This is a genomic window from Haemophilus sp. SZY H53 (genome assembly GCF_054332375.1).
Map to the genome: position 1 here is coordinate 174,123 of NZ_JBTGNV010000003.1, position 13,030 is coordinate 187,152.

Sequence of the window (13,030 nt, forward strand, 5' to 3'; positions counted from 1 at the left end):
TCAATCGCTTTAATGGTTTTTAAACTCTTCATCATTTTTTCCCCTATATCTGATAAAGTTTGTCACCACAAAGGTCTTCTTTTGTCCATTCAATGACGGCTAGTTTTCCTGAAGTATGATCTAATATCTTGTTAATCCACTTAACTTCTTCATTTACTTTAGCAGATAACATCTTGTTACTAGGATTTGCTTTATACAAGGATGAATTAACAATCCACCAATTTGTATGAATTGATGCCCTTGTTAGATCTTCTTCTAATCGATATGCCTCATAAAATGGGGTAGCCTCCGCCAAGCTAACGATTAATACTTCTGTTTCCTCTCCCCTTAATCTAGGTAACAAGTTTTTTACAGATTCAGGTACCTGTCCTTGTGTTCTTTGAACTTCTTGATGATAACTTAAAGTTGAGTCTAATAATAACAAGGTATGACCCGTAGGAGCAGTATCAATCACCACTATTTCATCGTCTGCTTTTTCCACGAGCTCTGCAAAAGCTCTAAATACAGCTATTTCCTGTGTACATGGTGATCTTAAATTTTCCTCAATGTAAGCTACATCATCCTCACTCATTGTTTTTCTTGCATTTCCAAGTACTTCATCTTGATATTTTTTTAATTCTTCTTTTTCATCAATATGACTCATAGATATTCCACTTGAACTATCTATCATAAATTTGATATGGTCAGCGGGATCTGTTGTAGCCAGGTGTACCTTTTTACCAAGTTTGCTTAGTTTGATGGCAACAGAAGATGCAATAGTAGTCTTTCCTACACCGCCCTTGCCCATAGTAAAGATTACTTTTCTATTATTTTTTACAAGGTCACTAACAACATCATCTAAATTAAAGAGTTTGCCTTTTACTTCCACTTTTTGTTCATTTATTTGATCCTTCTTAAGGAGATTTCTTATAGAGTCAATTCCAGTAATGTTGTATGATCTCAAGGCAATTGTATAGGTATCAAACTCAGTTAACATCTCTGGCATATTTTCAAGGGCTAACTTTTGTTTGTTAAATATATTTTCAGATAAGTCATCATCATAATTTTCTAAGACACCATTAATCACTAATATTTGATTTTTTATTCCAATCTCAGATAGCTCCTTTGATGCTCTGGCTACCTCATTAAGTGGTGTTTTATCAGGCCTTGTAACTAATACTAGGGTTGTTAAACTCTTATCTGATAAATTTTCAACTGCCTTTTTATAGGTTTCTTTTTTAGTATCTAATCCTGATAACTGTCCTAAACAGGATGCGCCATGCGTACTTTCACTGATAAAATCAGTCCAAGCAGAAGGAAGTTGTAACATTCTAAGGGTATGACCTGTAGGTGCTGTATCAAATATAATATGGTTATAGTCTGTATTGAGCTTAGAATTTGTAATGAAATTAGAAAACTCATTAAAGGCAGCAATCTCTACTGTACAAGATCCAGATAGCTGTTCTTCCATGTTCTCAATAACAGAATCAGGCAATTTGCCTCTAAAAGGTCCAACTACACTTTCTTTATAGTTATGTGCCGCTTCCAATGGATCTAGATTGATTACTTCTAAATTATCTACGCCTTTGATTGGTTTTGCTTTACCGTCTAATTCTGTTTCAAAAACATCTTGAAGATTTGAAGCAGGGTCTGTACTAATAAGTAGTACTTTCTTTCCTTCATCTGCTAAAGCCACTGCTGTTGCACAAGCTGTAGATGTTTTACCAACCCCTCCCTTGCCTGTGAAAAATAGATATTTAGTTAATTTAATATCTGGAAGATTAAATTTCTTCATAATAAATCCCCCCTTAGCAACAAGAGTTATTATTTCCATAGCACCCTTGATTTGGTTCTTCATCTTCACTACAGCAAGAATCATTACCTGAAGAACAACAGCCATTTTGGTTACTACTTTCAAGATAATCTTTAGAGATTTGTAAAAGTTCCATTATTTCTTCATTCTTTGGATATCTGCCTTCTATGACTATATCGTCGTCCACAAGGATTAATGGCAGCCTATCGATTCCATTTTTATCCAAAGCATCTTTTACCTTGTTATTATTGACAAATGCCATTGGCTCACTTGATAAATTGTATCTTTCAATAGTGATACCATTTTTCTTCAAGTTGTTAATTACTGTTGAAATACGTACGAGTTCAGGATCGACATTAACTCCGCAAACACCGGTATCACAACACATAGCTGGTTCATAAATTGACATTCTTTTCATTTTTTACCCCTTTCTTCAATTTTTTGAATTAAACATTATTAATATATCAATTTTTTTTGATGTGAAGAGTATTTTTTTAGTTACCCTTAAGGGTAACTAATTTCTTGCTGTAGATGATAAAAACATCTGTATTATTTTTTGTCTTCCTTGTTCAGATATAGTGTAGTAAACCCACTTGCCTTCTTCTCTTGCTGTAACAATTCCTGACTCTATCAATATTTTCATATGGTATGACAAGCCTGATTGCGTTAAATCTAGTTTTTCTAGTAAAACACAGGCACATTCTTCCCCATTTTTTAATAAATCTAATATCTCTAGGCGAATTGCCACTGAAAAGGCTTTAAATATCTTTGCAGTTTTTACTAAATCTCTGTTCATAAAAGTCTTCATATCAAATTATTTTGATGTGTTGTTTGTATCACTAATTGTTCTTCTTGACAAGTCTTATTTCGTTAGATATCAAAAATGCTTCTGGATAATCTTGTCATCTAATATTATTGTAATTAATGTTAGTTTCTTTTATGTATATACTTGTGTCATGGAACATATAAGTTTATAGAATGACGTTACAAGCATCATCTATCCTTTTTATCAGACATCAAAACCATCTGTTCGTCAGTATCTTTGACTTAAATATTCCTCCCAAAATGTGTCCAAAATATTGACAGAATTCCAATTTGGACAATGATGAGCAAGTTGAAGCAGTGACATTGCTGGAACTCAATTCCTAATAAAAAAGCTAACATCTCTGTTAGCTTTTTTTATTTAGAAATTTAACCGCACTTTTATTTTGCTATAAATCAGTGCGAGCAAGAAGAACGCTGCTTGTAGCAAAATAATACATGCGCCCGTGGACGCATCAAAATGATAGCTAAGTAGCACGCCTAGTAGACTTGCAGTTACAGCACTGATGATCGCGATAACAAGCATCTTGTCGAAGCGATTCGTCAGGGTTAGTGCGGTGATGCCAGGCGCAATTAGCATCGCTACAACCAAAATAACCCCAACGACTTGCATCGTACTCACAATGGTGAGCGCGAGTAATGTGAGCAAGCCATAGTGCAGTAATTTCGGCGAGAGCCCCGCAACGCGAGCATGGCTAGGATCAAAGCAATAAAGCAGAAAATCACGACGCTTTAAGCCAAGCAAAATAAAAATAATCAAGGCGATAATAGCCGTTTGAATCAGCTCTTGTTGGCTTACACCCAATACGTTACCGAATAAGATATGTGTAAGATGTTGTGAGGTTTGGATTTTAGTGAACAGCACCAACCCAATGGCAAACATCCCCGAAAATACAATCCCCATCGCGGTATCTTCTTTGATACGGCTGTTCTCTTTTAAATAACCAACACCTAATGCACAGGCAATACCTGAGACAAACGCACCAATTACTAATGGAATACCGGCTAAAAAAGCTAAGACAATGCCAGGTAGGACAGCATGAGAAATGGCATCCCCCATCAATGACCATCCTTTCAACACCAAATAGCAAGAGAGTAGTGCACAGATCACGGCAACCACTAATGCGGTGAGTAGCGCATTTTGCATGAAGACAAATTGAAATGGCTCAACGAAAATGGCGAACATCTCAGTCATAATCCACCACCTTACGTCGTTTTTGACTGATTAATCCGTATTTAGGCGAGAATAGAAAAGCCAATAAAAATAACAAGGTTTGCAATGTTACGATGACACCACCTGTTGCACCATCTAAATAATAGCTTAAATAGACACCGACGAAACCAGTGATTGCGCCTAATGCTACGGCAATTTTGATGAGTGTTTTGAACTTATCTGTAAGTAAATAGGCGGTTGCGCCTGGTGTGATTACCATCGCAATCACTAAAATCGCCCCGACAGTTTGCAATGCGGCAACAACACAAGCACTCAAGAGTGTAAAAAAGAGAACTTTGTAAAACAGTGGTGAAAGTCCAACTGTAATTGCTTGCGTTTCATCAAAAAAAATCAGTAACAGATCCTTCCAAAAAATAAGCAATAAGACCAAGCAAATCAACATAATAATGGCTACTTGATAAATATCTTCATCAGCAATACCAAGGATATTACCGAGAATAATATTTTGCACATTTATTGAAGTTGGATTCAAGGAAATAATCAGTAAACCTAAGGCAAAAAAGGTGCTGAAAATAAAGCCGATAACGGCATCTTCTTTGAGTTTAGAAATGGACTTGATCCATAAAATGGAAAGTGCGGCTAAAATTCCGGCAAAAAAAGCACCTAAAGCATAGGGGAGTGAAAAGGCATAAGCTATCGCCACACCCGGTACCACCGAATGAGAGAGTGCGTCGCCAATTAATGACCAGCCTTTCAACATTAAATAGGCAGAAAGAAAGGCACAAATGCCACCAACTGCGGCACTTATCCACATGGCTTTTTGCATATATTCATAGGAGAAAGGTTCCAGTAAATATTCAAGCATGACTTATTCCTTGTCAGACGGAGGCAGACGACAGGATTTAACAGCCGTTGCAGGCGGATCATTTTTGGTTTCGCCATAGAAGACAACTGGGCGTTCATCATCTGTGAGAACGGTCACCGCACGTTTATCTTCATCATTATGCAGATCTTCACCTAATAATTTGATGTGTCGTAATACACCACCAAAGACTTTTTCCAAATTATGCTGATTAAATGTATCTTCCGTTTTACCGGCTGCAATCACAGTACGGTTAATCATCACCACTTGATCACAGAAATCGGGTACAGAACCCAAGTTGTGGGTAGAAACTAAAATTAAATGGCCTTCAGCACGTAATTGGCGAAGGAGTTCCACAATAGCATTTTCAGTTTTAACATCCACACCTGTAAAAGGCTCATCGAGTAAGATAATCTTACTTTGTTGTGCTAACGCGCGAGCTAAAAATACGCGTTTTTTCTGTCCACCAGAAAGCTCGCCGATTTGTCGTTCAGCTAAATGCTCGATGTTTACTCGTTGCATCGCTTCGAGCACTTTTTGTTTATCTTCCGCTTTTGGAATACGCAAAAAGTTCATATAGCCATAACGCCCCATCATGACAACATCATAAACGGAGACTGGAAATTGCCAATCGACTTCTTCCGCTTGCGGCACATAGGCAACCAAATTTTGTTTCAATGCTCGATTAATTGGCAAACCACAAAGCGCAATATTGCCTTGCTGTGGTTTAATTAAGCCCATGATACTTTTGAATAGCGTTGATTTTCCGCTCCCATTTACGCCGACAAGGGCACAGATTGTTCCCCCTTGTAATGCAAAGGTAACATCATAAATTGCAGTGTGCCCGTTGTTGTAACGCACAGTTACATCATTAACGGAAATTGCGGTCATTATTTTTCAAATCCTTTGACTATGGTGGATACAGTGACATTCAGTAAGTCAATATAAGTTGGTACAGGACCGTCAGCGGCAGAAAGAGAATCTACATAAAGCACGCCGCCGTACTTAGCACCGCTTTCTTTCGCTACCTGTTGAGCAGGTTTGGCTGACACGGTACTTTCACTAAATACCACTGGAATGTGATTTTTTTTCACTAAATCGATAAGTTTACGCACTTGTTGAGGCGTACCTTGTTGTTCAGCGTTAATTGGCCATAAATAGCCTTCTTTGAGATCGTAATCTTTCGCTAAATAACTAAAGGCGCCTTCACTAGTCACTAACCAACGTTGGTCGGCAGGAATCTGTGAGAGTTTTTCACGTAAAGGTTTATCGAGCTGTTTGATTTTTTCTGCATACGCCGCTGCATTTTTTTGATAAGTATCAGCATTTTGCGGATCGTATTTAACTAATGCATTTTTGATATTTTCGACATAAATCAACGCATTAGATGGCGACATCCAAGCGTGTGGGTTAGGGGCATCTTTATAAGGGCCTTCATAAATAGAAAGTGGCGTGACGCCTTCGGTTACCACAACGGCTGGTTTATCTTTGATATTTTGGAAGAAACGCTCAAACCAACGCTCTAAATTTAATCCGTTCCATAAAATTAAATCAGCAGATTGAGCTTTTACAATATCTTTAGGGGTCGGTTCATACTCGTGAATTTCTGCACCAGGTTTGGTGATAGATTCCACCGTCGCGGCATCGCCCGCAACATTTTGTGCGATATCCTGAATAACCGTAAATGTGGTCACCACTTTAAATTTCGCTTCGGCTTGTAAAGCTGCTAAACCTAGAGCGATAACAGATAGGCTTTTAAATAAATGCTTCATGAGATCTCCTTAAAAATAATGATGAATTAGCATTCTGCATAATAATATCATTTTTTACAAGCTTTTTAAATGAAAATAATTATCAAATCGATAGGTGATTAAAATTAAAAAGCGGAAAATTTTGTGCAAAATTGACCGCTCTTTTTTGAAACAATTAACCACCAACTTGTTGGATTAGACGATCCATACCTGCTTCATCATAGCCTTCTTCATATTGGGCTTCATCAACGGTAAAGTTGTGCATGCTACGCCCTGCGATACAACCGTATTGTTCTAATTTTCCTTTGGTAAAGTTAGTACGAAACGCAGATGAATGGTTATTTAAACTGATCACACCGATGGTAGAGTGATTACATGGATTTTTATTCACGAAAACTAAATTATAGCCAGATTCGCGAATATAGCCGGTTTTATTAATTGCTGCATCAAACACTTCTTCACGCACTAATTTATTGGTGTTTTTAACAAAAACGCTGCGTCCGCCAGCTTGAATGAAGGCACTTGGCATATTAGAAAGATTTTTGATTTGTGCTTTATTGAGCGAGTATTTGGCTAGCTTAACTAAATCCATTGCACTTGAAATGTTGCTATCAGATAAACCTGAACTGTCTGAAAAGCGAGTAGAGCGCATGCCTAATTCTCGTGCTTTCTCATTCATTTTTTGGATAAATTGCAAACGACTCATGCCCGCAGAGCGAGAAAGTGCATGGGCAGCATAGTTATCAGAATGAACAAGCATTGCTTTTAATAATTCATTACAAGAAATTGGCGTGTATTTTGGTAATTTTGTATGTGTGCCTTTAATGTAATCATAATCATCGTCAGTAATCGATGCAGTACAATTTGCGTTTCGATTATTTTCAAGAAACACATTTGCAGTCATTAACTTGGTGACGGATGCGATAGGTTGAACGTGATTCGGTGAGCTACTTTCGAGCACGCGATCATGGGTGAAGTCATACACAATGTAAGATTGTGCCGTTGCGACGGCGGGCACTAAACACAATACAGAAAGAACTTTTTTTAACATATCTTCAATATAGCTAACTCAGAGAATAAAACGAAGTGCATATTCTATCAGTTTTTGTAAGGGTTTGGGATGTGTGAAAGAGAAAAAATTTAAAGTTTTTTAACCGCACTTTTTTCTTTTGTTTTTTTGATTTTTGCGATAGCGATCGCAAAGAAGTGCGGTCAAAATTTTCGTTGTTTTTCAAATCTGCTAGCTTATCCGTCGGTAAATCTGTAAAATCTCGGCTCATTTTTAATATGCGAATTTTTTGTTGCTCAATTATGAGTAACATCATCGCCGTAATGTGTAATAACGAGGCTTTATGTTAGAACAACCCCTTTCATCCGAAACGAATACAAAAAAGATTAACTTAATGGATTTAACGCGTCAGCAGATGCGTGAGTTTTTTGCTGAATTAGGCGAGAAACCATTTCGTGCGGATCAATTAGTGAAATGGATTTATCATTTTGGCGAAGATAACTTCGACAATATGACCAATATTAATAAAAAATTACGAGAAAAATTAAAAGCGGTCTCGGAAATTAAAGCGCCAGAAGTGGCGGTTGAGCAACGCTCTGCGGATGGTACCATTAAATGGGCGATGCAGGTAGGTGAACAGCAAGTTGAAACGGTCTATATTCCTGAAGCAGATCGCGCAACGCTTTGTGTCTCTTCTCAAGTAGGCTGTGCCTTAGCTTGTACTTTTTGTTCGACAGCACAGCAAGGCTTTAACCGTAATTTAACGGTGTCTGAAATTATTGGGCAGGTTTGGCGTGCATCAAAAATTATCGGTAATTTTGGTGTGACGGGTGTTCGTCCGATTACCAATGTGGTGATGATGGGCATGGGTGAGCCATTACTAAATGTGGCCAATGTTGTACCCGCGATGGAAATTATGCTGGATGATTTCGCGTATGGATTATCTAAACGACGCGTGACGTTATCCACTTCTGGTGTCGTGCCAGCACTTGATATGCTGCGCGATAAGATTGATGTGGCATTAGCGATTTCACTTCACGCACCGAACGATGAGTTGCGCGATGAAATTATGCCGATCAATAAAAAATATAACATCAAAATGTTGATGGACTCGGTGCATAGATACTTAGAAGTATCAAATGCTAACCATGGTAAAGTGACTATTGAATATGTGTTATTAGATCATGTGAATGATGGCACAGAGCATGCGCATCAATTAGCTCAAGTGTTAAAAAATACCCCGTGTAAAATTAACTTGATCCCATGGAATCCTTTCCCAGAAGCGCCTTATGGTAAAAGCTCAAATAGCCGTGTCGATCGTTTCCAAAAAACATTAATGGAATACGGCTTTACGGTGATTGTGCGCAAAACCCGTGGTGATGATATTGATGCGGCTTGTGGTCAGTTGGCGGGCGATGTAATCGACCGAACCAAACGTACAGCAATGAAACGTAAGTTTGGCGAAGGTATTGACGTAAAAGCGGTTAACTAAGCTAAATATAGCAATACTTGTAAAGGGAAAATGGCCCGAGGAAGAGTGATAAGATAGAGGAGTGATAAGATGAAATTAATCCCAATTAACATTCTAAGTGCGGTCATTTTTCCTTTTGTTTTTTCTGCTTGCGTTTCTCAGTCTTCTGTTGATTTTAATAAACAACAAGCCGCAAAAGCGCGCGTTGAGTTGGCATTAGGCTATCTGCAACAAGAGGATTTTGTTCAAGCAAAACTGAATTTAGATAAAGCCTTTGAACATGATGACCGCTATTATCTTGTACATTCGGCACTTGCGCATTTTTATCAATTACAAGGCGATACGGAAAAAGCGAAGCAAGCTTATTTACAGGCGATTAAGTTAGATGATAAGCAAGGCGATGTGTATAACAACTTTGGTGCATTTTTATGTGGGCAGGGTGAGTTTGAACAAGCTTATTCACAATTTAATGCGGCGCTTGCAGCACCGAATTATTATCATCAAGCCGATACTTACGAAAACATAGCACTTTGTGCTTTTGCCGGAAAACAAACCGATGTTTATCAACAAGCGTTGGAGAAATTGCGCCAAGTTGATCCTTCTAGAGCGGAAAAGCTCCGTTCACTCAAATAATCATTGCCAAAAAACCCTTTCGACTTTAGAATTTAGTATTTAGTTTTTTGTTGCTATTTCTTTATTTTATACCTATGAATACAATCCTTGAACAAACCGAAAAAACAGATATCTCCTTTGGGGATAAACTTCGCCAAACACGCGAAGCACTAAACCTTTCTCTAGAAGATGTGGCAAAGGCCATTTCTTTACGTCCAAGTATTTTGGCAAAATTAGAAAATAATGAATTTGTCCAAAAAAATGTACCTTCAACCTTTATGAAAGGGTATGTGCGTAGTTATACGAAATTTTTACGTATTCCTGAAAGCGAATGGGCGCATTTGACCTTTGGTGAAGCACACAAAAATGATTTAAGTAAAAATGCACGTGCCACTCGTTCAGTTAACCAATATTCATCTCACAGCCGTTGGGTAGGCACACTCACAACTATTATTTTACTCGCTGCTGTTGGAATGACTGGCTTATGGTGGTGGCAAAATTATCAAAAATCAAATGAAGAACGTGATAATTTAGTGCAAACCTACGTTGAAAAAGAAAAAACAGCAGAGGTACCGGTTACTCATTCGAATGACATCCCAGTCGCGGTGAATAACCAGCCTTTAACGTCAAATAATGAAACAGCACCTGTAACGGAAGCAAAAAATAATGCTGCTGAACCTGTTGTTTCAAATACTCAAGAGAATCAAGTTCAACCAGTAAACGCAGAAGTTTCAACTGGCGCAACTTCGGCCCCTACCGTTGAACAAGTTCAAGCCCCTGTTGTGGAACAAACCTTACCTAACACAGAACCTACAACAGAGCCAACCGTACCAGATGCTCAAAGTGCGGTTGAAAATCCAGCCATTTCTGAAGCGCCAACCACAGCAAAAGGCGATCTTGTTATTGAGATTACCAAAAATTCAAGCTGGATTAGTGTGAAAGACCAAAATCGTAAAGTTTTAGCGCAAAAAGAATATAAACAAGGCGAAGTCTTAACCTTTAATGGTAATGACTATGCATTGATTATTGGTGCGCCGGGTAACGTTCGTATTACTTATAAAGGCGAGGCGTATCCGCTTACCGTTGATGGCCGTGTGGCTAAATTTAAATTACCAAAACCTTAACGAATAATTTACAAAAGAATGTCTGCAGTAAAACCTACTATCAAACGTCGTGAATCGACAAAAATTTATGTGGGCAATGTACCAATCGGTGGTGATGCACCGATTGCTGTACAATCCATGACAAATACTCGCACAACTGATGTTGAGGCGACCGTTGCACAGATTAAATCGTTGGAACGCGTCGGCGCAGATATCGTGCGTGTTTCTGTACCTACCATGGATGCCGCCGAAGCGTTTAAAATCATTAAACAGCAAGTGAATGTGCCATTAGTAGCGGATATTCATTTTGACTATCGTATTGCGTTAAAAGTGGCTGAATATGGGGTGGATTGCTTACGTATTAATCCAGGCAATATTGGTCGTGAAGATCGTATTCGTGCAGTGGTGGATTGCGCACGCGATAAAAATATCCCTATCCGTATTGGTGTTAATGCTGGCTCATTAGAAAAAGATATCCAAGAGAAATTTGGTGAGCCAACACCAGAAGCCTTATTAGAATCAGCATTACGCCATGTTGAGATTTTAGATCGTTTAAACTTCGATCAATTTAAAGTAAGCGTAAAAGCATCCGATGTCTTCCTTGCGGTGGAATCTTACCGTTTACTGGCAAAAGCCATTAAACAACCATTACATTTAGGGATTACGGAAGCGGGCGGTGCACGTGCAGGAGCAGTGAAATCTGCAATTGGTTTAGGTATGTTGTTAGCGGAAGGTATTGGTGATACCTTGCGTGTCTCTTTAGCCGCCGATCCTGTAGAAGAAATCAAAGTTGGTTTTGATATTTTGAAATCGTTACGTATTCGTTCTCGCGGGATTAACTTTATTGCTTGTCCAACTTGCTCACGTCAAGAGTTTGATGTGATTGGCACGGTGAATGCACTGGAACAACGTTTAGAAGATATTATCACCCCAATGGATGTGTCTATTATTGGTTGTGTGGTAAATGGCCCAGGTGAAGCATTAGTGTCTGACCTCGGTGTTACCGGTGGTAATAAGAAAAGTGGCTATTATTTAGATGGCGAGCGTCAAAAAGAACGTTTTGATAACGACGCGATTATTGACCAATTAGAAGCAAAAATTCGTGCCAAAGTTGCACAACAAGATCCAAAAAATCGAATTATTTAAGGAAAACTCGTGGCAAAAAATATTCAAGCAATTCGTGGGATGAATGACTGTTCCACAACTGAATCTCCACTTTGGCAATGGATTGAAGGGCAGGTTCGCCAAATTTTAAGCAGCTACGGCTATTCAGAAGTGCGTATGCCAATCGTGGAAAGTACGCCATTATTTGCTCGTGCAATCGGTGAAGTCACAGATGTCGTCTCAAAAGAAATGTACACATTTTGGGATAATGATGAGCAATTAACACTTCGTCCTGAAGGTACTGCAGGGTGCGTGCGAGCTGCGATTGAACACGGTTGGATTTACAACAATGAACAACGTTTATGGTACATGGGACCAATGTTCCGCCATGAGCGTCCGCAAAAAGGTCGTTATCGTCAATTCCATCAAGCGGGTGTAGAAGTATTTGGTATCGCAACCCCTGAAATTGATGCCGAGTTAATTATTTTAACGGCTCGTTTGTGGAAAGCATTAGGTATTGATCAACATGTTTCTCTTCAATTAAATTCGATTGGTTCATTAGAAGCACGTGCAAACTATCGTTCTGCATTAGTGGCTTTCTTAGAAAATCACCAAGATTTAATGAGCGACGAAGAGAAAGAACGTCTTGTAAAAAATCCATTACGTATTTTGGATACTAAAAATCAAGCATTACAAGATGTATTGGACGGCGCACCAAAATTATTGGATTATTTAGATGATGAAAGTCGCGAGCATTTTGCGCAGTTATGCGGTCTATTAGATGCGGTGGGCATTCAATATGAAATTAATCCAAAATTGGTGCGTGGTTTAGATTATTATAATAAAACTGTATTTGAATGGGTGACATCCGCATTAGGTGCGCAAGGTACTGTATGTGGTGGCGGACGTTATGACGGCTTAGTTGAGCAACTTGGTGGTCACGCAACCAGTGGTGTTGGTTTCGCAATGGGCTTAGAGCGTTTAGTGTTGCTCGTTCAAGAAGTGAATAAATCGATTCCGGTAAAAAGTGCGGTAGATATTTACGTTGTTTATCAAGGTGAAGGCACAACATTAGCCGCATTCCAACTCGCTGAAAAACTTCGCTCAGAATTACCGCACTTAAGCACCATGTTGCATTGCAGCGGCGGTAATTTCAAAAAACAATTTAAACGCGCTGATAAATCAGGTGCAACCCTTGCCCTTGTGCTCGGTGAAAGCGAAGTGCAAAATAATCAAGTGGTGGTAAAACACTTACTTGGCGTAGCTGAGCAACAAACCATTGATGTGGCCAATTTAATTGAACACGTGAAAGCTCAATTTTAATTTTAGA

General features: G+C 38.7%; 13 protein-coding genes. 5 read left to right on the forward strand and 8 right to left on the reverse strand.

Features of this window, described 5'->3' with window-relative positions; genetic code table 11:
- Nucleotides 1–43 precede the first annotated feature (43 nt).
- From arsA to ACXVWB_RS04435, 8 genes are all read right to left on the reverse strand, one after another.
- A complete protein-coding gene (gene arsA, locus ACXVWB_RS04400; RefSeq protein ID WP_289901411.1) occupies nt 44–1,879 on the reverse strand; it encodes an arsenical pump-driving ATPase in 1,836 nt (611 codons plus the stop codon).
- Nucleotides 1,788–2,210, reverse strand: coding sequence for an arsenite efflux transporter metallochaperone ArsD (gene arsD, locus ACXVWB_RS04405; RefSeq protein ID WP_289901410.1), 423 nt, complete (start codon nt 2,208–2,210; stop codon nt 1,788–1,790). Before arsD ends, arsA begins: the two co-directional genes overlap by 92 nt.
- Nucleotides 2,211–2,306: 96 nt before the next feature.
- Nucleotides 2,307–2,588, reverse strand: coding sequence for an ArsR/SmtB family transcription factor (locus ACXVWB_RS04410; protein WP_005662456.1), 282 nt, complete (start codon nt 2,586–2,588; stop codon nt 2,307–2,309).
- Nucleotides 2,589–2,975: 387 nt separating this feature from the next.
- Nucleotides 2,976–3,809: a metal ABC transporter permease gene (locus tag ACXVWB_RS04415; protein WP_458485217.1), complete on the reverse strand. Its 834-nt coding sequence runs from the start codon at nt 3,807–3,809 to the stop codon at nt 2,976–2,978.
- Nucleotides 3,802–4,653, reverse strand: coding sequence for a metal ABC transporter permease (locus ACXVWB_RS04420; protein ID WP_049369424.1), 852 nt, complete (start codon nt 4,651–4,653; stop codon nt 3,802–3,804). Before ACXVWB_RS04420 ends, ACXVWB_RS04415 begins: the two co-directional genes overlap by 8 nt.
- A 3-nt stretch (nt 4,654–4,656) precedes the next feature.
- Nucleotides 4,657–5,541 (reverse strand): manganese/iron ABC transporter ATP-binding protein, encoded by an 885-nt coding sequence (locus tag ACXVWB_RS04425; protein WP_289901409.1) that lies wholly within the window; start codon nt 5,539–5,541, stop codon nt 4,657–4,659.
- The gene (locus ACXVWB_RS04430) at nt 5,541–6,422 is read right to left on the reverse strand and encodes a metal ABC transporter substrate-binding protein (RefSeq protein ID WP_049364985.1); all 882 of its coding nucleotides are present in this window, start codon (nt 6,420–6,422) and stop codon (nt 5,541–5,543) included. Before ACXVWB_RS04430 ends, ACXVWB_RS04425 begins: the two co-directional genes overlap by 1 nt.
- 154 nt (nt 6,423–6,576) lie before the next feature.
- Nucleotides 6,577–7,452, reverse strand: a complete 876-nt coding sequence (locus ACXVWB_RS04435; RefSeq protein WP_070776048.1) for a D-alanyl-D-alanine carboxypeptidase family protein — start codon at nt 7,450–7,452, stop codon at nt 6,577–6,579.
- 301 nt (nt 7,453–7,753) lie between these two features.
- Between ACXVWB_RS04435 and ACXVWB_RS04440 the strand changes: the two genes are divergently transcribed.
- From ACXVWB_RS04440 to hisS, 5 genes are all read left to right on the forward strand, one after another.
- On the forward strand, nt 7,754–8,902 hold the full coding sequence (locus ACXVWB_RS04440) for a bifunctional tRNA (adenosine(37)-C2)-methyltransferase TrmG/ribosomal RNA large subunit methyltransferase RlmN (RefSeq protein WP_289901408.1): 1,149 nt from the start codon (nt 7,754–7,756) through the stop codon (nt 8,900–8,902).
- Nucleotides 8,903–8,971: 69 nt separating this feature from the next.
- On the forward strand, nt 8,972–9,514 hold the full coding sequence (pilW, locus tag ACXVWB_RS04445) for a type IV pilus biogenesis/stability protein PilW (RefSeq protein WP_289901407.1): 543 nt from the start codon (nt 8,972–8,974) through the stop codon (nt 9,512–9,514).
- Between the two features lie 74 nt (nt 9,515–9,588).
- Complete coding sequence (locus ACXVWB_RS04450) at nt 9,589–10,617, forward strand: RodZ domain-containing protein (protein WP_289901406.1); 1,029 nt, start codon at nt 9,589–9,591, stop codon at nt 10,615–10,617.
- Nucleotides 10,618–10,635: 18 nt separating this feature from the next.
- Nucleotides 10,636–11,742: a flavodoxin-dependent (E)-4-hydroxy-3-methylbut-2-enyl-diphosphate synthase gene (ispG, locus tag ACXVWB_RS04455; protein WP_049363739.1), complete on the forward strand. Its 1,107-nt coding sequence runs from the start codon at nt 10,636–10,638 to the stop codon at nt 11,740–11,742.
- Nucleotides 11,743–11,751: 9 nt separating this feature from the next.
- The gene (hisS, locus tag ACXVWB_RS04460; protein ID WP_289901405.1) at nt 11,752–13,023 is read left to right on the forward strand and encodes a histidine--tRNA ligase; all 1,272 of its coding nucleotides are present in this window, start codon (nt 11,752–11,754) and stop codon (nt 13,021–13,023) included.
- Nucleotides 13,024–13,030: the final 7 nt, after the last annotated feature.

Excerpts from the sequence above, each read along its gene's own strand:
- ACXVWB_RS04415 (WP_458485217.1), bottom strand. The coding sequence starts at position 3,809 with ATGACTGAGATGTTCGCCATTTTCGTTGAGCCATTTCAATTTGTCTTC.
- ispG (WP_049363739.1), top strand. The coding sequence starts at position 10,636 with ATGTCTGCAGTAAAACCTACTATCAAACGTCGTGAATCGACAAAAATT.
- ACXVWB_RS04440 (WP_289901408.1), top strand. The coding sequence starts at position 7,754 with ATGTTAGAACAACCCCTTTCATCCGAAACGAATACAAAAAAGATTAAC.
- ACXVWB_RS04450 (WP_289901406.1), top strand. The coding sequence starts at position 9,589 with ATGAATACAATCCTTGAACAAACCGAAAAAACAGATATCTCCTTTGGG.
- arsD (WP_289901410.1), bottom strand. The coding sequence starts at position 2,210 with ATGAAAAGAATGTCAATTTATGAACCAGCTATGTGTTGTGATACCGGT.
- ACXVWB_RS04425 (WP_289901409.1), bottom strand. The coding sequence starts at position 5,541 with ATGACCGCAATTTCCGTTAATGATGTAACTGTGCGTTACAACAACGGG.
- arsA (WP_289901411.1), bottom strand. The coding sequence starts at position 1,879 with ATGGCTGTTGTTCTTCAGGTAATGATTCTTGCTGTAGTGAAGATGAAG.
- ACXVWB_RS04435 (WP_070776048.1), bottom strand. The coding sequence starts at position 7,452 with ATGTTAAAAAAAGTTCTTTCTGTATTGTGTTTAGTGCCCGCCGTCGCA.
- pilW (WP_289901407.1), top strand. The coding sequence starts at position 8,972 with ATGAAATTAATCCCAATTAACATTCTAAGTGCGGTCATTTTTCCTTTT.
- ACXVWB_RS04420 (WP_049369424.1), bottom strand. The coding sequence starts at position 4,653 with ATGCTTGAATATTTACTGGAACCTTTCTCCTATGAATATATGCAAAAA.
- ACXVWB_RS04430 (WP_049364985.1), bottom strand. The coding sequence starts at position 6,422 with ATGAAGCATTTATTTAAAAGCCTATCTGTTATCGCTCTAGGTTTAGCA.
- ACXVWB_RS04410 (WP_005662456.1), bottom strand. The coding sequence starts at position 2,588 with ATGAACAGAGATTTAGTAAAAACTGCAAAGATATTTAAAGCCTTTTCA.